Origin of the sequence: Castellaniella denitrificans (assembly GCF_027214045.1) — a bacterium.
GTDB lineage: Bacteria > Pseudomonadota > Gammaproteobacteria > Burkholderiales > Burkholderiaceae_B > Castellaniella > Castellaniella denitrificans_A.
Map to the genome: position 1 here is coordinate 121,150 of NZ_JAPWHE010000002.1, position 18,845 is coordinate 139,994.

At 66.4% G+C, this 18,845-nt stretch carries 22 protein-coding genes; 4 read left to right on the forward strand and 18 right to left on the reverse strand.

Annotated elements, in window-relative coordinates; translation table 11 throughout:
• Positions 1-20: 20 nt before the first annotated feature.
• Together O4H32_RS04695 and O4H32_RS04700 are read left to right on the forward strand one after the other, a co-directional pair.
• Entirely contained in the window at positions 21-473 is a 453-nt protein-coding gene (locus O4H32_RS04695; RefSeq protein ID WP_331284273.1) for a DNA polymerase III subunit chi, read from the forward strand.
• Positions 474-622: 149 nt separating this feature from the next.
• Entirely contained in the window at positions 623-1,324 is a 702-nt protein-coding gene (locus tag O4H32_RS04700) for a Bax inhibitor-1/YccA family protein (protein ID WP_269357168.1), read from the forward strand.
• A 63-nt stretch (positions 1,325-1,387) separates the two neighbouring features.
• On the opposite strand, the gene rarD is transcribed toward O4H32_RS04700, so the two are convergent.
• The 18 genes from rarD to O4H32_RS04790 all read right to left on the reverse strand — a co-directional run bounded on the left by rarD (position 1,388) and on the right by O4H32_RS04790 (position 17,433).
• Complete coding sequence (rarD, locus tag O4H32_RS04705; protein WP_269357170.1) at positions 1,388-2,272, reverse strand: EamA family transporter RarD; 885 nt, start codon at positions 2,270-2,272, stop codon at positions 1,388-1,390.
• Between the two features lie 23 nt (positions 2,273-2,295).
• Positions 2,296-2,886, reverse strand: a complete 591-nt coding sequence (recO, locus tag O4H32_RS04710) for a DNA repair protein RecO (RefSeq protein WP_269357172.1) — start codon at positions 2,884-2,886, stop codon at positions 2,296-2,298.
• Positions 2,879-3,772 (reverse strand): GTPase Era, encoded by an 894-nt coding sequence (gene era, locus O4H32_RS04715; protein ID WP_269357174.1) that lies wholly within the window; start codon positions 3,770-3,772, stop codon positions 2,879-2,881. The genes recO and era overlap by 8 nt, the downstream gene beginning before the upstream one ends.
• Entirely contained in the window at positions 3,769-4,548 is a 780-nt protein-coding gene (gene rnc / locus O4H32_RS04720; protein WP_269357176.1) for a ribonuclease III, read from the reverse strand. The genes era and rnc overlap by 4 nt, the downstream gene beginning before the upstream one ends.
• Positions 4,548-5,435 carry a signal peptidase I gene (gene lepB, locus O4H32_RS04725; RefSeq protein ID WP_269357178.1) on the reverse strand — a complete coding sequence of 296 codons (888 nt, stop codon included), beginning with the start codon at positions 5,433-5,435 and terminating at the stop codon, positions 4,548-4,550. Before lepB ends, rnc begins: the two co-directional genes overlap by 1 nt.
• 13 nt (positions 5,436-5,448) lie before the next feature.
• Entirely contained in the window at positions 5,449-7,242 is a 1,794-nt protein-coding gene (lepA, locus tag O4H32_RS04730) for a translation elongation factor 4 (RefSeq protein ID WP_269357180.1), read from the reverse strand.
• A 91-nt stretch (positions 7,243-7,333) separates the two neighbouring features.
• Entirely contained in the window at positions 7,334-8,803 is a 1,470-nt protein-coding gene (locus O4H32_RS04735) for a DegQ family serine endoprotease (RefSeq protein WP_407932613.1), read from the reverse strand.
• Between the two features lie 26 nt (positions 8,804-8,829).
• Positions 8,830-9,813 (reverse strand): MucB/RseB C-terminal domain-containing protein, encoded by a 984-nt coding sequence (locus O4H32_RS04740; protein ID WP_269357182.1) that lies wholly within the window; start codon positions 9,811-9,813, stop codon positions 8,830-8,832.
• A complete protein-coding gene (locus O4H32_RS04745) occupies positions 9,813-10,319 on the reverse strand; it encodes a sigma-E factor negative regulatory protein (protein ID WP_269357184.1) in 507 nt (168 codons plus the stop codon). The genes O4H32_RS04740 and O4H32_RS04745 overlap by 1 nt, the downstream gene beginning before the upstream one ends.
• 9 nt (positions 10,320-10,328) lie before the next feature.
• Entirely contained in the window at positions 10,329-10,928 is a 600-nt protein-coding gene (rpoE, locus tag O4H32_RS04750) for an RNA polymerase sigma factor RpoE (protein WP_269357555.1), read from the reverse strand.
• Positions 10,929-11,019: 91 nt separating this feature from the next.
• Positions 11,020-12,249, reverse strand: coding sequence for a beta-ketoacyl-ACP synthase II (gene fabF, locus O4H32_RS04755; RefSeq protein WP_269357186.1), 1,230 nt, complete (start codon positions 12,247-12,249; stop codon positions 11,020-11,022).
• Positions 12,250-12,504: 255 nt separating this feature from the next.
• Positions 12,505-12,744 carry an acyl carrier protein gene (acpP, locus tag O4H32_RS04760; protein ID WP_043680887.1) on the reverse strand — a complete coding sequence of 80 codons (240 nt, stop codon included), beginning with the start codon at positions 12,742-12,744 and terminating at the stop codon, positions 12,505-12,507.
• Between the two features lie 188 nt (positions 12,745-12,932).
• Positions 12,933-13,673 carry a 3-oxoacyl-ACP reductase FabG gene (gene fabG / locus O4H32_RS04765; protein ID WP_269357200.1) on the reverse strand — a complete coding sequence of 247 codons (741 nt, stop codon included), beginning with the start codon at positions 13,671-13,673 and terminating at the stop codon, positions 12,933-12,935.
• Position 13,674: 1 nt separating this feature from the next.
• Positions 13,675-14,607, reverse strand: coding sequence for an ACP S-malonyltransferase (gene fabD / locus O4H32_RS04770; protein WP_269357201.1), 933 nt, complete (start codon positions 14,605-14,607; stop codon positions 13,675-13,677).
• Positions 14,608-14,617: 10 nt separating this feature from the next.
• Positions 14,618-15,592, reverse strand: a complete 975-nt coding sequence (locus tag O4H32_RS04775; protein ID WP_269357203.1) for a beta-ketoacyl-ACP synthase III — start codon at positions 15,590-15,592, stop codon at positions 14,618-14,620.
• 22 nt (positions 15,593-15,614) lie between these two features.
• Positions 15,615-16,652 (reverse strand): phosphate acyltransferase PlsX, encoded by a 1,038-nt coding sequence (plsX, locus tag O4H32_RS04780; protein WP_331284274.1) that lies wholly within the window; start codon positions 16,650-16,652, stop codon positions 15,615-15,617.
• A gap of 31 nt (positions 16,653-16,683) precedes the next feature.
• Positions 16,684-16,866, reverse strand: a complete 183-nt coding sequence (gene rpmF / locus O4H32_RS04785; protein WP_269357205.1) for a 50S ribosomal protein L32 — start codon at positions 16,864-16,866, stop codon at positions 16,684-16,686.
• Positions 16,867-16,932: 66 nt separating this feature from the next.
• Entirely contained in the window at positions 16,933-17,433 is a 501-nt protein-coding gene (locus tag O4H32_RS04790) for a YceD family protein (RefSeq protein ID WP_269357207.1), read from the reverse strand.
• Positions 17,434-17,546: 113 nt separating this feature from the next.
• Here O4H32_RS04790 and O4H32_RS04795 point away from each other — a divergent pair, with 113 nt between their 5' ends.
• Both O4H32_RS04795 and O4H32_RS04800 read left to right on the forward strand, forming a co-directional pair.
• On the forward strand, positions 17,547-18,140 hold the full coding sequence (locus O4H32_RS04795; protein WP_269357209.1) for a Maf family nucleotide pyrophosphatase: 594 nt from the start codon (positions 17,547-17,549) through the stop codon (positions 18,138-18,140).
• Positions 18,137-18,844, forward strand: coding sequence for an SAM-dependent methyltransferase (locus O4H32_RS04800; RefSeq protein ID WP_269357211.1), 708 nt, complete (start codon positions 18,137-18,139; stop codon positions 18,842-18,844). Before O4H32_RS04795 ends, O4H32_RS04800 begins: the two co-directional genes overlap by 4 nt.
• The last annotated feature ends 1 nt before the right edge of the window (position 18,845 follow it).

Sequence of the window (18,845 nt, forward strand, 5' to 3'; positions counted from 1 at the left end):
GGCATGATCCGGTGAGCCGGGTGGATTTCGCCTACGGCGCGGCCCACCGGCTACGCATGGCCTGCGGCACGGCGGCGCGCCACGTCGGCGCGGGCCGCCGCCTGCTGGTCTACTGCACCGACGAGCGCCGCCTGCGGCGCTTCGACGCGCTGCTCTGGGAATTCGAGCCGGCCAGCTTCATTCCGCACGTACTGGCCGATGACCCGCTGGCCGACCAGGCCGATGTGGTCCTGGTCGCCGACGCCGCGACCCTGAACCGTACACCGCCCCTGGGCTGGTTGCTCAACCTGGACCTGGAGTGCCCGCCCGACGCCGGACGCTTCGAGCGCATCCTGGAAATCGTCTCCGGTCACGAAGCCGACATCCAGGCCGCCCGCAGGCGCTGGGCCACGTACCAGCAGGCCGGCCACGATGTGCGGGGACACCGCCTGCCCTCCGACCATCCCGCCATCGGGAACCATCGCGGCGCTTGAGTGTCTAATGTAATGGACTGCCATGCCGGGCTGCCCGGTATGGCCCGGATCGATGCCGCTCACATGGACGACACCGTTCAGCTTGTTGTAAGATTAAAGTGATTCCGGCCAGTGCCCCGCACCGGCCCCACGCACCACAGGAAACCGCCATGTCCGACTTCCGCCATACCCTCCCCGACACCGGCGCCTATGCCGCTCCGGCCGCCGCCCGCAACCGCGTCCTGCGCAATACCTACTGGCTGCTCGCGCTGTCGCTGATCCCCACGGTCCTGGGGGCCGCCGTCGGTCTGACCTTCGGCATGAACCAGGTCATGGCCACCAGCCCCGGCATCAGCACACTGGTGTTCCTGGTGGGCGCCATCGGTCTGATGTTCATGATCGAGCGCAACAAGAACTCCTCGCTGGGCGTCGCCCTGCTGCTGGGCTTCACTTTCTTCATGGGCCTGATGCTGTCGCGACTGCTGGGCCACGTCCTGGGCATGGGCAACGGCGCCCAGCTCATCATGCTGGCTTTCGGCGGTACGGCGGCGGTCTTCGGCGTCATGGCCGCAGTCGCCACGACCACCAAACGCGACTTCACCCACCTGCAGAAATTCCTGTTCGTGGGCGTGGTGCTGCTGATCGTGGCGTCGCTGGCCAACATGTTCTTCCAGATCCCGGCCCTGATGCTGACGCTGTCGGTGCTGGCCATCGGCATCTTCTCGGCCTTCCTGCTGGTCGACCTGCAGCGCATCGTCCAGGGCGGCGAAACCAACTACGTCTCCGCCACGCTGGCCGTCTACCTGGACCTGTACAACATCTTCGCCAACCTGCTGATGCTGCTGGGCATCTTCGGCGGCAACCGCGACTAGCCTTTCCAGGCGATCGAACATCAAGGCGGGCCGAAAGGCCCGCTTTTTTTACACTGGCTGGCGTCAGCCCAGTCCTCCGGAACGCATCTTCCTCACCCCCTCGGCCGCCACCAGGCCCACCGCGATCCAGATCGGCACGTAGGTCAGCCACTGGGCCGGGGCCACGGGTTCCCCCATGAGCAGGAACGCCACCCAGAACAGCAGCATGGGCTCCACGTAGCTCAGCAACCCGAACAGGGACAGGGGCAGCATGCGGCTGGCCGCCAGATACATCGACAGCGACACCGCGCTCAGCAGCCCCAGCAGGGGCACCTGCAGGATCAGGCGCGGGTGGGCGGCGAACAGACGCACGGCCTCGCCGGCCTGGGCCTGGAGGACAATGACGGCAGCCGGCAGCAGGAAGAACATGTCGAACCACAGGCTGGTCAGCGCGTCGATCCGCAGCCGCCGGCGCAGCATGAAATATGGCGGATAACCCAGCGCCACCAGCAGCGTGGTCCAGGACACCGTCCCCAGCCGCCACCACTCGTGCCCGACGCCCAATGCGGCGAAAGCCACCGCCCAGGCCTGCCAGGCACTGAGCCGTTCACGATAGAACAGCCGCCCGACCAGCACCATCACCAATGGCAGCAGGAAATAGCCCATGGACACATTCAGCGCATGGCCATGCAGCGGCGCCCACACGAACAGCCACAGCTGGACCCCCAGCAGGAGCGAGCACACGACCATGGCCGCGAGAAAGCGGCCCCGGGATAAATCCCGCGCGACCTGGCGCACCGCCCCCCAGCCGCGCGCGCGCTGCACCACCAGCGCCAGCATCGGCAACCCCATCAGAATCCGCCAGGCGAACACGATATCGCCATCGAAGGGCCGCATCAGCGTCGCGTAGTAGTACAGGGTGGCGAACAGCGCCGAGGACGCCACCGACAGGAGGATGCCTTTTTTCATCGTTTTCGTCGGTTCGCGAGCGCTCAGTAGCGCTGCAGCTCCATCAGCACCTGGCGCGTGCGCAGCGGCGCGTCCAGCACTTCGTCCAGGCGCTCCCGCAGCGCCTGGCGCAGCGACGGTCCGGCGCCCGCCTGCTCGAAGTCCGGCATCGGGGCGTCCAGCCCGTAGCCGGCCTGCTCCAGCAACAGCCATTCGAAACGACGCAGCACGGCGGCATGAGGGCGTTCCCGCGACCCCGCCAGCACATCCAGAGCGGCCTCGTACGCATCGAACACGCCCGGATGCGGATCCTCGCGCGCCAGCAGGCGCAGGATCAGCTCGTTCATGTACCAGCCCGACATCATCGCCCGGCCGTCCAGCAGTCGCACCGGACCGGACTCGGCGCGCGTCAGCGTGCGGACCTCGGTCGAGCCGGTCCATGACAGCCACAGCGGCTGGAAGCCGACCAGCACCGGACGCAATGCGGAATACGGACGTTTGGCGCCCTTGGCCACCAGTGCGACGCAACCGTGGTCGCGGGTGAAGGCCTGTACGATCAGGGAAGTTTCACGCCAGGGGCTGGCGTGCAGCACGTAGCCGCGCGCATCCAGGATGCGCTGGCCGCGTCTACTCATAGCCCAGTTCCCGCAGGGCCGCCTCTCGATCCGACCAGCCCTTGCGGACCTTGATATAGACGTCCAGGAAGACCGGCTTTTCGAGCAGTTTGACGATGTCCTGGCGGGCCTCGGTGGCGATGCGCTTCATGTGCTGTCCACCCGCTCCCAGCAGGATGGGCCGATGGCTGTCACGCTCGATCACGATGCAGGCCGCGATGCGCGCGCCTTCCGCGTTTTCTTCCCATTGCTCGATCACCACGGTGCAACCATAGGGCAGCTCGTCGCCGACCAGGCGGAAGATCTTTTCCCGGATCAGTTCGGCCGCCAGGAAACGCAATGGCCGGTCCGTCAGCGTGTCGGCTTCGAACAGATGTTCGCCTTCCGGCAGATGGCGGGCGATCTCCTGGACCAGGATGTCGAGCTGCACGTCGCGCAGCGCGCTGACCGGCACCACGGCCGCGTAGGGAAATTGTTCCATCAGGCGGGACACGTAAGCGAACAGTGCGTTCTTGTCCTTGACCGCGTCGACCTTGTTCACCGCCAGGATGACCGGGCGGTTCTTGGGCAGCAGCGGCACCACGCCCGCATCGCCCGCCGACCACTTTCCTGCCTCGACCACGTGGATCACGACATCGACTTCGGCCAGGGCCTGGGTGACCACCCGGTTCATCATGCGGTTCATGGCGCCGCCATGCCGCGTCTGGAAACCCGGCGTGTCGACGAAGACGAACTGGTCCCGATCGCGCGTCAGCACGCCGTGGATGCGGTGGCGGGTGGTCTGGGCCTTGCGCGAGACGATGGACAGTTTCGCCCCGACCAGGGCATTGCCCAAGGTGGACTTGCCCACGTTGGGACGGCCCACGATGGCGACGAAACCGCAACGGCTGGGGCTGGTAGCGTTCATTTCTTGTCCTGTTCCTTCTGGCTCTTGGGCGTGTCCTGCGCCACGGCCACGGGCAGGGACAACTGGGCCGGCTTGCGGCGGCGCGACGCCCGGCGCGCGGGCCCCAGGGCTTCGATGGCGACGATCGCCTGGCCGGCGGCGGCCTGTTCGGCCGCACGGCGGCTGCTGCCCGAAGCCTGCACCCGGATGCCGAGCGGGGCGATCTCGCACACCACGTCGAACATCTGGTCATGTGCTGCCCCCCGGGTGGCGACGACCTCGTAATGCGGCAAGGGATGGCCGCGACCCTGGACGAGTTCCTGCAGCAGGGTCTTTGGATCCTTGCCGAATGTGCGCAGATCGATGTGCGCCAGGATCGGGCGGTACAAGCGTTCGATGACGCGGCTGATTTCCGGATAGCCGCCATCCAGGTAGACGGCGCCGAAGAGGGCCTCCAGCGCGTCGGCCAGGATCGAGGGTCGGCGAAAGCCGCCGCTTTTCAGTTCGCCCTCGCCCAGACGCAGGTGGGCCGACAAGGAAAGGTTCTGGGCGATGTCGGCCAGCGCGGACTGCTTGACCAGGTTCGAACGCACCCGCGACAGGTCGCCCTCGTCCATTTCGGCGTGCTCGGCGAACAGCAGCGTGGAGACGACGAAATTCAGCACGGAATCCCCCAGAAACTCCAGGCGCTCGTTGTGCGGCATGCCATGGCTGCGGTGGGTCAGGGCCCGCTCCAGCAGGGCCGCGTCCCGAAAGCGATAGTCCAGGGCGGACTGCAGGGAGTCCAGGGAAGCCATTACTCGAATCCACCGATCCGGCTCGGCGAGCCGAAGTTCATCCAGATGAAGAAAGCGCGGCCGACGATGTTGCGGTCGGGCACGAAGCCCCAGTAGCGGCTGTCCAGGCTGTTGTCGCGGTTGTCGCCCATCATGAAGTAATGGCCGGCCGGCACCGTGCAGCGCACCCCGTCGGGCAGATAGGTGCACGCCTGGAAATCCGGAAAGCGCGTGATCGGCATCAGATCCTGAGGCGCCTGGGTGTTCAACAGGATGCGGTGCGACACGTCGCCCAGCTGTTCGCGGTATTGCCCCACGTAGACCGCGCGGTCGGGCTCGTAGTAGTCGCCGTCGCGGCTGCGCGGGACCGGCGTGCCGTTGATCGACAGGACCTTGCCGCGATATTCGATCACATCGCCCGGCACCCCGACCACCCGCTTGATGTAGTCCACCGACGGATCGACCGGATAGCGGAAAACGACCACGTCGCCGCGCCGGGGCGAGCCCAGGTCGAGGACCTTGCGGTCGATCACCGGCAGACGCAACCCATATTCGTACTTGTTCACCAGGATCAAATCGCCGTTTTCCAGGGTCGGCAACATGGAGCCCGACGGAATCCGGAAGGGTTCGACCACGAAGGAACGCAGCACGAACACGAACAGGATCACCGGAAAGAAACTGACGCAGTATTCCACCCACCAGGACGGGCGATTGGCGCGCTCATAGGCCTGGTCGCATTCGACCCGCAGGGCATCCGGATCGAGTCCGGCGGCGTTGTTGCGGCAGGCCTGCGCGGCGGCCTCGGCGCGGGCGCGGCGCCGGCCGCGCAGCATCCCGACATCCAGCAGCCAGACCAGGCCCGTCACGACCAGCGCGACGAACAGCAACAAGGCGAAGTCCCAACTCATGCGGCGTCCTTTCTCATTTATCCTCGACCTGCAGGACAGCCAGGAAGGCTTCCTGAGGAATCTCGACATTGCCGACCTGCTTCATGCGTTTCTTGCCGGCCTTCTGCTTTTCAAGCAGTTTCTTTTTACGCGTGATGTCGCCGCCATAACACTTGGCCAGCACGTTCTTGCGCAAGGCCTTGACGTTTTCGCGAGCGACGACTTCCGCGCCGATGGCGGCCTGGATGGCGATGTCGAACATCTGGCGCGGAATCAGCCCGCGCATCCGCGTGACCACGTCCCGTCCCCGGTGACGGGCATTGGCGCGGTGCACGATCATGGAGAGCGCATCGACCCGGTCGCCGTTGATCAGCAGATCCACGCGCACCACGTCGGCCACGCGGTATTCCTTGAACTCGTAATCCATGGAAGCATAGCCGCGCGACACGGATTTCAGGCGGTCGAAGAAGTCCAGCACGATTTCCGCCAGCGGAATCTCGTAGCGCAGGTGCACCTGGCGGCCATGGTAGCTCATGTCCAGTTGCACACCGCGTTTGGCCGTGCACAGCGACATGACCGGCCCCACGTATTCCTGGGGCATGAACAGCGTCACGGTCATGACGGGTTCGCGGATTTCCTGGATCTGACCGACTTCGGGCATGCGCGAAGGGCTGTCCACGCTCAGCAGCGTGCCGTCGCGGTGCAGGACCTCGTAGACCACCGACGGCGCGGTGGTGATGATGTCCATGTCGAATTCACGTTCCAGCCGCTCCTGGACGATGTCCATGTGCAGCAGACCGAGAAACCCGCAGCGGAAGCCGAAACCCAAGGCCTGGGAGACCTCGGGCTCGAACATCAGCGAGGAATCGTTGAGCTTGAGTTTTTCCAGGGAATCGCGCAGTTGGTCGTATTCGCTGGACTCGACCGGATAGACCCCGGCGAACACCTGGGGCTTGACCTCTTTGAAGCCCGGCAGGGGCGCCGCGGCCGGCTTGCCGGCCAATGTCAGGGTATCGCCGACCTTGGCGTGTTCCAGTTCCTTGATGCCGGCGATGATGAAACCGACGTCGCCGGCCGACAACTGGTCGCGCGGCTGGGACTTGGGTGTGAAGACGCCCACCTGTTCGCACAGATGGGTCGCGCCGGTGGCCATCAGCAGGATCTTGTCCTTGGGCCGCAGGGTGCCGTTGACCACCCGCACCAGCATCACCACGCCGACGTAGTTGTCGAACCAGGAATCGATGATCAGGGCCTGCAGCGGCGCGGCGGGATCGCCCTGGGGGGGCGGCACCCGCGCCACGACGGCCTCCAGGATCTCGTCGATGCCCAGACCGGTCTTGGCGCTGGCCAGGATCGCGTCGGTGGCGTCGATGCCGATCACGTCCTCGATCTCCGCGGCGGCGGCGTCCGGGTCGGCCGAAGGCAGGTCCATCTTGTTCAGGACCGGCACGACCTCGACGCCCAGTTCGATCGCGGTGTAGCAGTTGGCCACGGTCTGCGCTTCGACACCCTGGGTGGAGTCCACCACCAGCAACGCGCCCTCGCAGGCCGACAGCGAACGGCTGACTTCATAGGAGAAATCCACATGACCCGGCGTGTCGATCAGGTTCAGGGCATAGACCCGGCCATCGGCCGCCGTATAGCGCAGCGCCGCCGTCTGGGCCTTGATGGTGATGCCGCGCTCGCGCTCGATATCCATCGAATCCAGGACCTGGGCCTCCATTTCGCGGTCCTGCAGGCCCCCGCAGCGCTGGATCAGGCGGTCGGCCAGGGTCGATTTGCCATGATCGATGTGCGCAATGATGGAAAAGTTGCGGATGTGGTCCATAGGAAGATAGAAAGAAAAAATGAAAAAGGGAACGCCGCGGGGCGTCCCCTTCTCGTTCAGGCCGTATTTTAGCTTTTTCCCGGAAGGGGCATCATTGCGGCTTGATGATCACCCATTGGGACTGCTGATCGCGGCTGACCAGCAGCACGGCCGGGCGGGATTTGTCCAGACCCTTGACGATCTGGGCGTACTGCTTCGGACTGGAGACGTCGGTCTCGTTGATCCGCAGGATCACGTCGCCCGGCTCGATGCCCGCCGCCGCCGCCGCGCCATCGGCCTGGTCGACCACCACGCCCTGGTCGCCGGCATCGGCAGGCAGGGCCTTGACCTTCAGGCCCAGGCGGTCCGTTCCCTCATTGGGGGAAGGCGTCTCGTCGTTGCGGGACGCGGCCTTGTCGTCGAGCTCGGCGACCGTGGCCTTGAGCTCCAGCGACTTGCCCTTGCGCCAGACCTGGACCGTGGCGCTCGTGCCCGGACGGGTCGCGCCCACCAGACGCGGCAGATCGGTCATGTGCTTGATGGCCTGGCCGTTGAAAGCCGTGATCACGTCACCCGGATGGACACCGGCCTTGGCGGCCGGCCCGTCGGCCTCGACGCTGCTGACCAGGGCGCCCTGGCCCTTGTCCAGCCCCAATGCCTTGGCGACGTCGTCCTGGACCTCGGTGATCTGCACGCCGATGCGGCCGCGGGTGACCTTGCCGTGGGCCTTGAGCTGCTCGACCACGCGCATGACCTCGTCGATGGGAATGGCCAGGGAAATGCCCATGAAGCCGCCGCTGCGCGAGATGATCTGCGAATTGATGCCGACCACCTGACCCTGCAGATTGATCAGTGGGCCGCCGGAATTGCCGGGGTTGACGGCCACGTCGGTCTGGATGAACGGCAGGTAGTCGCCCGTGTCGCGGTTGATCGCGCTGACGATGCCGGCCGTGACGGTCGAATCCAGCCCGAAAGGCGAGCCGATCGCCAGCACCCATTGCCCCTTGCGCAGCTTGTTCGAGTCGCCGATGGGGATCGGCTTCAGGCCGGAGGCGTCGATCTTGATCAGGGCAATGTCGGTGCGGGCGTCGGTGCCGATGACCTTGGCCTTGTATTCCTTGCCATTGGTCATGGTGACGAAGATGCCGTTGGAATTGTCCACGACATGATTGTTCGTCAGGATGTAGCCATCGGCGGAGATCACGAAGCCCGAGCCGATGCCGCGCGGCACCGTGCGCTCACCCTGGGGTTGGGCGGGCGGCTGCTTGGGCCGGGCGCGCGGGCCCTGCTGGCCGAAGCCGGGCGGCATGAAGTCGGGTCCGAAGAACCAGCGGAACAGTTCGGAAGGATCGCCGTTCCCGGGCCCCATGGGCGAGCGGCGGACCGGCACGGCCTCGGTGGTGCGGATGTTGACCACAGAGCTTTCGGTCTCCTGGACCACCTGGGTGAAATCGGGCAGCGCCGCGCTGGGGGGGGCCACCGCCTGCGCCTGGGCGGCGCCAATGGGCAGGGCCATCGCCAGACTGACGGCGGCGCTCGCCGCCGCGCGCGCCACAGCGGTGTACGGCAGATGAAAAGCCATGGAGTTCTCCTTGGAGGATAGAAGGATCAGTGAGCGGCCTGGGGCAAATATTGCACGGCATGCGCCAGATCATGCACAGTCTGCGCGGGCACCTCGCCGACCGCGGTCAGCCAGTAGGAAGCCAACCGCATCCGGTAGATGTTGATCGCGCCCTGCCTCAGGCCGCCCTGTCTGATACTTTGATCGCGTTTCGGGTCAAAGGTTTCAATGAAGATCGAAATCGCCGCCAATCCGTCGGACAGCACCATCTGATCGACCGCATGGCCAGGACCCATCTGGCGCGTCAGTTCGGCGATGGGCTTGAAGCCGGGGGGCGGCGTGAACCGCCAGCCCCTCGCAGCCAGGTTGGCCGGTTGGCTGGATTCGGTCCGCAGTTGCCAGTCGCGGGTGTTCCACCGCGAGGCCAGCGCCCCGGGGGGGATTTCCGTCCCGAATTGAACCCGGCTGAAGGCCACCTGGTCCACCAGCCTGCCCTGGGGGTCCAGGGTCTGGGCCTTGAGCAACAGATGGTTCTTCAGATCGGTGCAGATCCGGTAGCTGTAGCGCAATGCGTCGCGCGCACGCAACTCGGATATGGCGCATTCCCGTCCGGCGACGCGGTAGGTGCGATCCAGGCGCTCCCAGTCATAGTGCTTGGCGATGGATGCGCCCTCGCCCAGCAGCAGGGCCGGAAAATGGTCGCTGTGTGCGGGCCGCTCGACGATGAGACGGCGCTCCGGCAGCAGGCACTGTTCCATGCCGTTCTGCCTCAGGCATTCCTGGGGTGCGCCGTCGAGGACCTCCTGGCGTTCTCGCTCGCCGGTCCCGTCGACCTGGTGGACCAGATGCGTGGACTGGAGCATGCGGCCCTGCTGGTAGACAGTGACGCCGGCATAGTCCAGGGTCCGGGCTGCGGCCTGGACCTGGCGCAGGAACGCCAGCGGATCGGCCTCGGCCGCACCGGCCGCGGCGGCCCACGACAGTGCCAGACACAGCCCAGCCCGGCGTCCGGCCCGCGCCCAGGCCGGCATCAGCGCGCTCCCATCCCGTCGTAGGAGACCTGACGCACCGCACCCGCGCCCGCCATCGACTGGTGCGCGGCCATGTAGTCGGCCAGGCCCGGATCGGTCGCGTCCGTCTCGGCGGCCTGGGCCATGACCGGCGCGGCGGAGGGCGGCGCGTCCGGGGCGAAGAAGAACGGGCGGGCCATCCAGACGACGGACGCCACGGCCGCTGCGACCGCCAGCCCGGACAGACTGTTGCGCACCAGATGACGACGGATCAGCGGCGACGGCGCGACGATCGCGGGCTCGGCGTCCAGGGCGGCCGACACGCGCGCATAGAAACGGTCGGTCGGACGGATCGCCAGGTCCGGACTGCGCATGACGTCGCCGATCAGATGGTAGGTGTCCCATATCTGACGCCCATAAGGGGTGTCCAGTTCTTCGGAACGGATGTCGGCCTCGCCGTCCACCCAGGAGGACACCGAGGCTTCCCAGGCGCGTTCTGTCACGGCGGAATCGGGTTTGGCGTTCATGACGGCTCCTTACCAGCGGTGTTCCGAATCGCGTTCCATGACCGGCCGCAGACGCGCCGCGATGGCCTCGCGGGCGCGATAGATGCGCGAACGGACGGTGCCGATGGGGCATTGCATGGTGCTGGCGATCTCTTCATAACTCATCCCTTCGATTTCCCGCAACACGATCGCGGCGCGCAGATCGTCCGGCAGTGCGTCGATGGCCTCGTTGACGGCCTGGGCGACCTGCCGGCTGGCCATCAGCGATTCGGGGGTACTCTGATCACTTAGGCCATCGATCTGGTCAAAAGTTTCACCGTCCTCGTTTTCCAGGGGCGTCACGGCGGCGGGCCGGCGAAAACTGGCCGCCTGCCAGTTGCGGGCGGTGTTCAGGGCGATACGGTAAAGCCACGTGTAGAAGGCGCTCTCGCCCCGGAACTGAGGCAGGGCGCGATAGGCCTTGATGAAGGCCTCCTGGGCGACGTCTTCGATCTCGGCCGGATCGTGGATCATGCGCGACAGCAACCTCATGATCTTGCGCTGGTATTTGATGACCAGCAGATCGAAGGCGTGGCGCTCGCCGCGCCTGACGCGCTCAACCAGCGCGAGGTCGACCTCGCGCTCGGTCACGGGAACCGCCTCGCGGCGCGCATGCCGCTCGGGCGCATCAGACACGGAACAGTCCGCGGGGGCTGCGCCGTGCCCTGTCCGGTTCCCGCAGTCAGAGGCGCCCCACCAGCATCGAACCGTTCGTGCCGCCAAAACCGAAGGAGTTGGACAGCGCCACGTCGATCTTCAGGTCGCGCGCCTCGTTGGCGCAATAGTCCAGGTCGCATTCGGGATCCTGGTTGAAGAGATTGATGGTCGGCGGCGAAATCTGATGGTGCACCGCGAGGGTCGTGAAGACCGCCTCGATGCCGCCCGCCGCGCCCAGCAAGTGTCCGGTCATGGACTTGGTGGAATTCACCACGAGCTTGTACGCATGGTCGCCGAAGGCGAGCTTGAGCGCCGCCGTCTCGTTCTTGTCGCCCAGGGGCGTGGACGTGCCGTGGGCGTTGACGTAGCTGATCTGGTCGGGATTCACGCCGCTGTTGCGCAGCGCGTGCAGGATGCCCCGGCGCGGACCGTCCTGGTCAGGGCTGGTGATGTGGTGCGCGTCGGAACTCATCCCGAAGCCAAGGAATTCGCCGTAGATGCGGGCGCCTCGGCGGCGGGCATGTTCGTATTCCTCCAGGACCAGCACACCGGCCCCCTCGCCCAGGACGAAGCCGTCACGGTCGCGGTCCCAGGGACGCGAGGCGGTCTCGGGATCGTCGTTGCGGGTCGACAGCGCGCGCATGGCGGCGAAGCCGCCCATGCCCAGGGGGGACACGGAGCTTTCGGCGCCGCCCGCCACCATGATGTCGGCATCGCCGTATTCGATCAGGCGCGCGGCATCGCCAATGCAATGCAGCCCGGTCGTGCAGGCCGAAACCACGGCGTAGCTGGGGCCCTTCAGGCCCAGCATGATGGACAATTGGCCCGAGATCAGGTTGATCAGCGAGGCCGGCACGAAGAACGGTGAAATGCGGCGCGCTCCGCGCTGCAGGTATTCGATCTGGGTCTCCTCGATACGAGGCAGACCGCCGATGCCCGAGCCGATGATGGTACCAATGCGGTCGGCGTCCTCGGAGGAGATGTCCAGGCCCGAATCACGCCAGGCCTGGATGCCGGCCGCCACGCCGTAATGGATGAAGGAATCCATCTGCTTGGCTTCTTTGGCGCCCATGTAGTCGGTGACGTCGAAGCCCTTGACCTCGCCCGCGATCTGGCTGTTGAGCACCGAGGCGTCGAAACGCGTCACCCGGCCGATCCCCGAGCGCCCATGGACAATGTTGTCCCAGGCGGTCTGGACATCATTGCCCACGGGCGACACGATGCCCAATCCGGTTATGACGACACGTCGTTTCACTGAGTCGGCTCCTGAATCTGTAAAAAATAAAAAGAACCCATGCCGCGTGGGCTGTGCGCGCTTGCGCCCGCCTCGCGGCCTGCATGCCGCCCGGATCCGCCGGACGATGAAAAAGGGCAGCCCGGGACGGGCCAGACAGGGCGGGCTGTTTCAGCCCGCCGATGACGCCCGCCTCGAACCGCCCCGGCAGCCTGTCCGGCTTGGTGCGACAGGCTGTCGACCCTGATGCGGCAAGCCGCAACAGGGTGGTGATGATTACTGCTTGCTGTGCGAGGTGATGTAATCGACCGCCTGCTGGACCGTCGTGATCTTTTCGGCTTCCTCGTCGGGAATCTCGGTTTCGAATTCGTCTTCGAGGGCCATCACGAGCTCGACCATATCGAGCGAATCGGCACCGAGGTCGTCAAGGAAGGAAGATTCGTTCTTGATCTCGGCTTCGTTGACGCCGAGTTGCTCAGCGACGATCTTCTTGACGCGCTGTTCGATGCTTTCCATGCATATCTCCAGTAAGGAAAAATCCCGCGAATTATAGCCAAATGAGAGCAACGGGGCTGCGGGTTTGTGTCAAAAAAAACAGTCCCGGCCGTCGGACGGCTTCCATTCCGGAAGCACGGTCGCGCCCGGGCCTGCCTGCTGAGGTTGAACGGATTTTACCTTAGACGGGCCGGCTCCGTTCCGGATGTCTACATATACATACCACCATTGACGTGCAACGTCGTCCCTGTTACGTAGCCGGCCTGGGGGCTGGCCAGATAGGCGACCGCATGGGCGATTTCCGCCGCCGAGCCCAGTCGGCCCAGGGGAATCTGACCCAGGATGGCGGCGGTCTGGCTCTCGTTCAGAGCGCGGGTCATATCGGTGTCGATGAAGCCCGGCGCCACGCAGTTGACCGTGATGCCCCGGCTGCCGAGTTCAATCGCCAGCGCACGCGACAGGCCGGCCACGCCGGCCTTGGCCGCGGCATAGTTGGCCTGGCCCGCGTTGCCGCTATAGCCCACCACGGAGGTGATGTTGATGATGCGGCCCCAGCGGGCCTTCATCATGGTCTTGGCCACACCGCGCGAGAGGCGGAACACGGACGACAGATTGGTGTTCAGCACGGCGGCCCAGTCCTCGTCCTTCATGCGCAGGATGAGACCATCGCGGGTGATCCCGGCATTGTTGACCAGAATGTGCGGCCCACCCTGGCCGGCCAGTTCGGCCAGCAGGGCGTCGCAGGCCGCCGCATCGTTGACTTCGAGCACCGCACCCCGTCCGCCTTGGGGCGCCAGGGCTTCGGTGATGGCCTGGGCGCCGGCCGCGGACGTCGCCGTCCCCACGACCGTGGCGCCCGCAGCCGCCAGTTCGAGGGCGATGGCGCGGCCAATGCCACGCGATGCGCCCGTCACGAGGGCGAGCTTGCCCGCCAGCACAGGTTCCGACATGTCAGCCTCCCAGGGCTTCCAGCGTCGTCTTCAGGGACGCCGGATCAGTGATGTTGAATGTGTTGATTTCACGGTCGATGCGCTTGACCAGGCCCGACAGGACCTTGCCCGGCCCGCATTCGACGATGTGGGTGACGCCGTCGCGTTTCATGGCCTGGATGGTTTCCACCCAGCGCACCGGATGCCAGGCCTGCCGGACCAGCGCATCCCGGATGGCGGCCGGGTCGGCCGGACGGGCGACGTCGACATTGTTGATGAGCGGCATGGCCGGTGACACCAGGGCCACGCCATCCAGCGCGCGGGCGAGCACGGCGGCGGCCGGCTCCAGCAGGCGCGAATGGAAAGGCGCCGACACCGGCAGGGACACGGCACGCTTGGCGCCGGCGGCGCGCGCCCGTTCGCAGGCGCGCTCGACCGCCGCGGTATGACCGGCAATCACCACCTGGGCCGGGGCGTTGTAGTTGACGGCCTCGACGACCTGGCCCTCGGCGGCCTCTGCACAGGCCTGACGCACGGCCTCGTCATCCAGCCCCAGGATGGCGGCCATGCCGCCCTCCCCCACCGGCACGGCGGACTGCATGGCCTCTGCCCGCACGCGCACGGTGCGCACCGCGTCGGCCAGATCCAGCGCGTCTGCCGCCACCAGGGCGGAATATTCACCCAGACTGTGACCGGCCACCAGGGCGGGCGCCGAGCCGCCCGCCCGCCGCCAGGCGCGATACATCGCGACGGAACACAGCAGCATGGCGGGCTGGGTATGGGTGGTCAGATTCAGGGTTTCGCCGGGCCCGCGGGCGATCAGACCGGACAGGTCCTCGCCCAGCGCCGCGTCGCCGTCGCGCAGCGTGGCCTGGACGCCGGCGTCGTCCGCCCAGGCATCCATCATGCCGACGGTCTGCGAACCCTGGCCCGGAAATACAAATGCAATCTTCATGAGCTAGCCTTCAGATTTTCACGAGGACGGAGCCCCAGGTGAAGCCGCCACCCACCCCTTGCAGCAACACGGTCTGGCCCGCGCGGATGCGCCCGTCGCGCCAGGCGACGTCCAGTGCCAGCGGCACGCTGGCCGCCGAGGTGTTGGCGTGACGGTCCAGCGTGACAATGAGCTTTTCTTCGGGCAGGCCGAGCTTGCGGCCAATGAAATTCAGGATGCGGATGTTGGCCTGGTGCGGCACCATCCAGTCGAGGTCGGACACGGCCATGCCGGCCTCGTCGCAGACCTCGTGCGCGGAGCGCGTCAGGGAATTGACGGCCAGCTTGAACACCGCCTGGCCATCCATCCGCAGGAAAGGGTCGCCCGTGACCCGGCCGCTCTCGACGTTGCCGGCGGCGCACAGGATGTGCTGCTGGCGTCCGTCGGCGTTCAGCCGGGCGGCCAGGATGCCGGGCTCGTCGGAGGCGCTCAGGACCACGGCCCCGGCGCCATCGCCGAACAGCACACAGGTGCGGCGGTCATTCCAGTCGAGGATTCTCGAGAAGACCTCGGCGCCGATCACCAGGGCATGGCGCGCGCGACCGGCCCGCACGAAGGCGTCCGCGGTAGCCAACGCGTAGACAAAGCCGCTGCACACGGCCTGGACGTCGAAGGCGGCGGCGCCGCCCACCCCCAGGTTGGCCTGCACCAGGCAGGCGGTGCTGGGGAAGATGAAGTCCGGCGTGGAGGTGGCGACAATGATCAGGTCGATCCGGTCGGCCGTCAGACCGGCGCTTTCCAGGGCCGCGCGCGCGGCGGCCGTGGCCAGCGCGCTGGTCTTGGTGCCCGGTTCGGCGATGTGGCGCTGGCGGATGCCGGTGCGTTCCGTGATCCATGCATCGGAAGTCTCGATGCCGCGCGTGGCCAGATCGGCGGCCAGATCATCGTTGCTGACGACGCGTGGGGGCAGATAGCCGCCCGTTCCTGTGATCCTGGCGTAAGGCATATCGATTCCGGAAAGAGAAGGACTAGGCCGTCGGGGCCGGCGGCCGGCTGCGCAGGGCGTCGAGACGCTGGATGGTGCCCTCGAGGAGTCCGTTGAGCACGGCCTCGCGGGCGCGCTGCAATGCCTGGCCATAGGCGTAGGCGTCGGCGGAGCCATGGCTCTTGATGACGATACCGCGCAGGCCCAGCAGGGCGGCCCCATTGTAGCGGCGATTGTCCACGCGGGCGCGGAAGCGCTGCAGAACGGGCGTGGCCACCAGGCCCGCCGCCATGGTGAAGGCGTTGCGGCGGAATTCCTCGCGCATCATGGCGCCGATCATGCGGGCCAGGCCCTCGACGGACTTCAGGACCACGTTGCCGACGAAACCATCGCAGACGACCACGTCCACCGTGCCCTTGAAAATGTCGTCGCCCTCGACGTTGCCATAGAAATTCAGGCCGCTGCCGCGCAGCAGGTCGGACGCCTGCTTGACGACCTCGTTGCCCTTGATGAGTTCCTCGCCGATGTTCAGCAGGCCGACGGACGGTTGCGCGCGACGGTCCACGGCGGAAACCAGGGCGGCCCCCATGAGACCGAATTGCAGCAGATGGTCCGCCGTGCAATCGACGTTGGCCCCCAGGTCCAGCACCGTGGTGGAACCGCCCCGCTGGTTGGGCAGCGCGGTGGCGATGGCCGGACGATCAATGCCGTCCAGCGTCTTCAATACGTAACGGGAGATCGCCATCCAGGCGCCGGTGTTGCCGGCCGACACGGCGGCGTCGGCGCGGCCGTCCTTCACGGCCTGGACGGCCACCCGCATCGAGGAGTCTTTCTTGCGGCGCAGGGCGATTTCCACCGAGTCGTGCATGGTGACGACCTCGGAGGCGTGCAGGATCTCGAACTGGCCGGCGGACGCCGCGTTCTGCTGCAGGACCTGACGGATCTGTGCCTCGTCGCCGACCAGCAGGCACCGGGTATCCGGATGCGCCTGGGCGAAGGCCATGGCCGCCGGCACGGTGACCGGCAAGCCATGGTCACCGCCCATGCAATCGATGGCGATGATCGGATTGGAATGAGACATCGGCGCGTGGAAGAACCGGGGCGCGGATGACTTATTCGTCGTTCTTGGTCTTCAGAACCTTGCGGCCGCGATAGATGCCGTTCGGGCTGATGTGATGGCGCAGGTGCAGTTCACCGGTGGTCGGCTCGATGCCCGTGGCGGGCGCCGTGAGGAAATCGTGCGAACGATGCATGCCGCGCTTGGACGGGCTCTTTTTGTTTTGCTGGACAGCCATGATGACTCCTGTGATCGGGGCCGCTCATTTTAAGGTAAGCACGAGCCCGTGTGTTGAAACGAAAATTCAGTCTTTCCCGAGGTCTTTCAACGCCGCGAACGGCGAAGGCCGCCGGGGCGGTTCCGGCACATCCCCGTCCCCCGGACACGTCTCGTGGCGGGGAGCGTAGGGAAGCGCCAGGATCAACTCGTCCTCGACCAGGCCCAGCACGTCCAGACGCTGATCGGACACGAGGTATTCGATCTCGGGACCCTGACCCTCGGCTTCGAGCGCATCCATGGCATCCAGTTGCGCCTGGGTTTCCACCAGGCCCAGCGTGCCGGACACCCGCAGCGTCAAGTCGAAGGCTTCCAGGCAGCGCTGGCAGACGACGCGCACCGGCCCCTGGGCCTCGACATCCAGCCAGGCCTGCCCGGACGGCGCATCGTACCGACCACGTACTTGCCAGTGCATTTCGCCATCCTGCGGTTCGGGCAGATCCTGGCACAAGCGAGTCAATTGCGCAGCAACGACCCTGCCATCCAGGACACCCCCGGCCCGCGCGAACCCGGTCGCATCGATGACCATGAAAATTTGCTGCTCGGGAAAACTCTAGATCATACCCGATCACTGGCCACCGGGTCAACGCGCCCGTGCCTTCCGCGCACGGTAAACTGGCGGGCGCCCATCAGGAATTCCCCATGCCGCTCATACTCGCTTCCAGCTCGCCCTACCGCCGTGCCTTGCTGCACCGGCTGGGTCTGCCCTTCTCCGTCGAGACCCCGGACATCGACGAGCGCCCGCGCCCGGACGAGTCGCCGCTCGACCTGGCCTTGCGCCTCGCCCGGGAAAAAGCCGCCGTGATCGCCGCGCGCCATCCCGGCGCCCTGGTGATCGGCTCGGATCAGGTCGCCGTATTCGAGGGCGAACCCATCGGCAAGCCGGGTTCTTTCGAAGCCGCCCGCGTCCAGCTGCGGCGATTCGGCGGCCGCGACGTCCTGTTCCATACCGCCCTGTGCGTCACCGACGGACAGCGGCGCCTGCTGGAGCAGGTGCCGACCGAATGTCGATTCCTGGCCCTGGACGAGGCCCGGATCGAACATTACCTGCGCACCGAACAACCCTTCGACACGGCCGGCAGCGCCAAAGCGGAGCAACTGGGCATCGCACTGATGGAACGCATCCGCAGCGACGACCCGACCGCCCTGATCGGCCTGCCCCTGATCGCCCTGTGCCGCATGCTGCGCGCCTTCGGCCTGGAGCCTCTGGCGTCCCACCCCGAGATCGAACCATGACCACTCTGCACCTGATCCCCGTCGGCCTGGGCCAGGCGGACCCCGAACGCTGGCTGCCCCGGGCCGCCCGCGAAATCACCGCCACGCTGCGCTGCTTCATCGCCGAAAACGCGAAAACCGCGCGCGCCTTCCTGAAACAGATCGAGACCGCCGTCCCGCTGCAGGAAATCACCATCCACACATTGAAGCCGGACACACAGGCGGGCGAAATCCGCGCCTGGCTGGCCGCCGTCCCCGCCGGCCAGGATGTCGGCCTGGTCTCGGAGGCGGGCTGCCCGGCCGTCGCGGATCCTGGCGCCCTGGTCGTGGCTCAGGCGCATGCCGCCGACATCCGGGTCGTGCCCTGGACGGGGCCTTCGTCCATCATGCTGGGCCTCATGGCCAGCGGCCTGCAGGGCCAGCGCTTCGCATTTCACGGCTATGCGCCGGTCAAGGCGCACGAGCGCGACGCCCAGTTGCGTGCCTGGGAATCGGCATCGCACAAGCAGCGGCAGACCCAGATCCTGATCGAAACCCCTTATCGCAATACCGCGCTGTTCGAGGCGCTGCTGCGCACGCTGCGTGAAACGACCCGGCTGTGCGTCGCCAGTTCGCTGACCTGCGACGACGAGTCCATCGCCACGCGCACCATCGCCCAGTGGCGCAAGGCCGGCGCACCGGATTTCGATCGCAAGCCGACGCTTTTCCTGTTCCTGGCGGACTGAA

Excerpts from the sequence above, each read along its gene's own strand:
- O4H32_RS04700 (WP_269357168.1), top strand. The coding sequence starts at position 623 with ATGTCCGACTTCCGCCATACCCTCCCCGACACCGGCGCCTATGCCGCT.
- rarD (WP_269357170.1), bottom strand. The coding sequence starts at position 2,272 with ATGAAAAAAGGCATCCTCCTGTCGGTGGCGTCCTCGGCGCTGTTCGCC.
- recO (WP_269357172.1), bottom strand. The coding sequence starts at position 2,886 with ATGAGTAGACGCGGCCAGCGCATCCTGGATGCGCGCGGCTACGTGCTG.
- era (WP_269357174.1), bottom strand. The coding sequence starts at position 3,772 with ATGAACGCTACCAGCCCCAGCCGTTGCGGTTTCGTCGCCATCGTGGGC.
- rnc (WP_269357176.1), bottom strand. The coding sequence starts at position 4,548 with ATGGCTTCCCTGGACTCCCTGCAGTCCGCCCTGGACTATCGCTTTCGG.
- lepB (WP_269357178.1), bottom strand. The coding sequence starts at position 5,435 with ATGAGTTGGGACTTCGCCTTGTTGCTGTTCGTCGCGCTGGTCGTGACG.
- lepA (WP_269357180.1), bottom strand. The coding sequence starts at position 7,242 with ATGGACCACATCCGCAACTTTTCCATCATTGCGCACATCGATCATGGC.
- O4H32_RS04735 (WP_407932613.1), bottom strand. The coding sequence starts at position 8,803 with ATGGCTTTTCATCTGCCGTACACCGCTGTGGCGCGCGCGGCGGCGAGC.
- O4H32_RS04740 (WP_269357182.1), bottom strand. The coding sequence starts at position 9,813 with ATGCCGGCCTGGGCGCGGGCCGGACGCCGGGCTGGGCTGTGTCTGGCA.
- O4H32_RS04745 (WP_269357184.1), bottom strand. The coding sequence starts at position 10,319 with ATGAACGCCAAACCCGATTCCGCCGTGACAGAACGCGCCTGGGAAGCC.
- acpP (WP_043680887.1), bottom strand. The coding sequence starts at position 12,744 with ATGGAAAGCATCGAACAGCGCGTCAAGAAGATCGTCGCTGAGCAACTC.
- fabG (WP_269357200.1), bottom strand. The coding sequence starts at position 13,673 with ATGTCGGAACCTGTGCTGGCGGGCAAGCTCGCCCTCGTGACGGGCGCA.
- fabD (WP_269357201.1), bottom strand. The coding sequence starts at position 14,607 with ATGAAGATTGCATTTGTATTTCCGGGCCAGGGTTCGCAGACCGTCGGC.
- O4H32_RS04775 (WP_269357203.1), bottom strand. The coding sequence starts at position 15,592 with ATGCCTTACGCCAGGATCACAGGAACGGGCGGCTATCTGCCCCCACGC.
- plsX (WP_331284274.1), bottom strand. The coding sequence starts at position 16,652 with ATGTCTCATTCCAATCCGATCATCGCCATCGATTGCATGGGCGGTGAC.
- rpmF (WP_269357205.1), bottom strand. The coding sequence starts at position 16,866 with ATGGCTGTCCAGCAAAACAAAAAGAGCCCGTCCAAGCGCGGCATGCAT.
- O4H32_RS04790 (WP_269357207.1), bottom strand. The coding sequence starts at position 17,433 with ATGGTCATCGATGCGACCGGGTTCGCGCGGGCCGGGGGTGTCCTGGAT.
- O4H32_RS04795 (WP_269357209.1), top strand. The coding sequence starts at position 17,547 with ATGCCGCTCATACTCGCTTCCAGCTCGCCCTACCGCCGTGCCTTGCTG.
- O4H32_RS04800 (WP_269357211.1), top strand. The coding sequence starts at position 18,137 with ATGACCACTCTGCACCTGATCCCCGTCGGCCTGGGCCAGGCGGACCCC.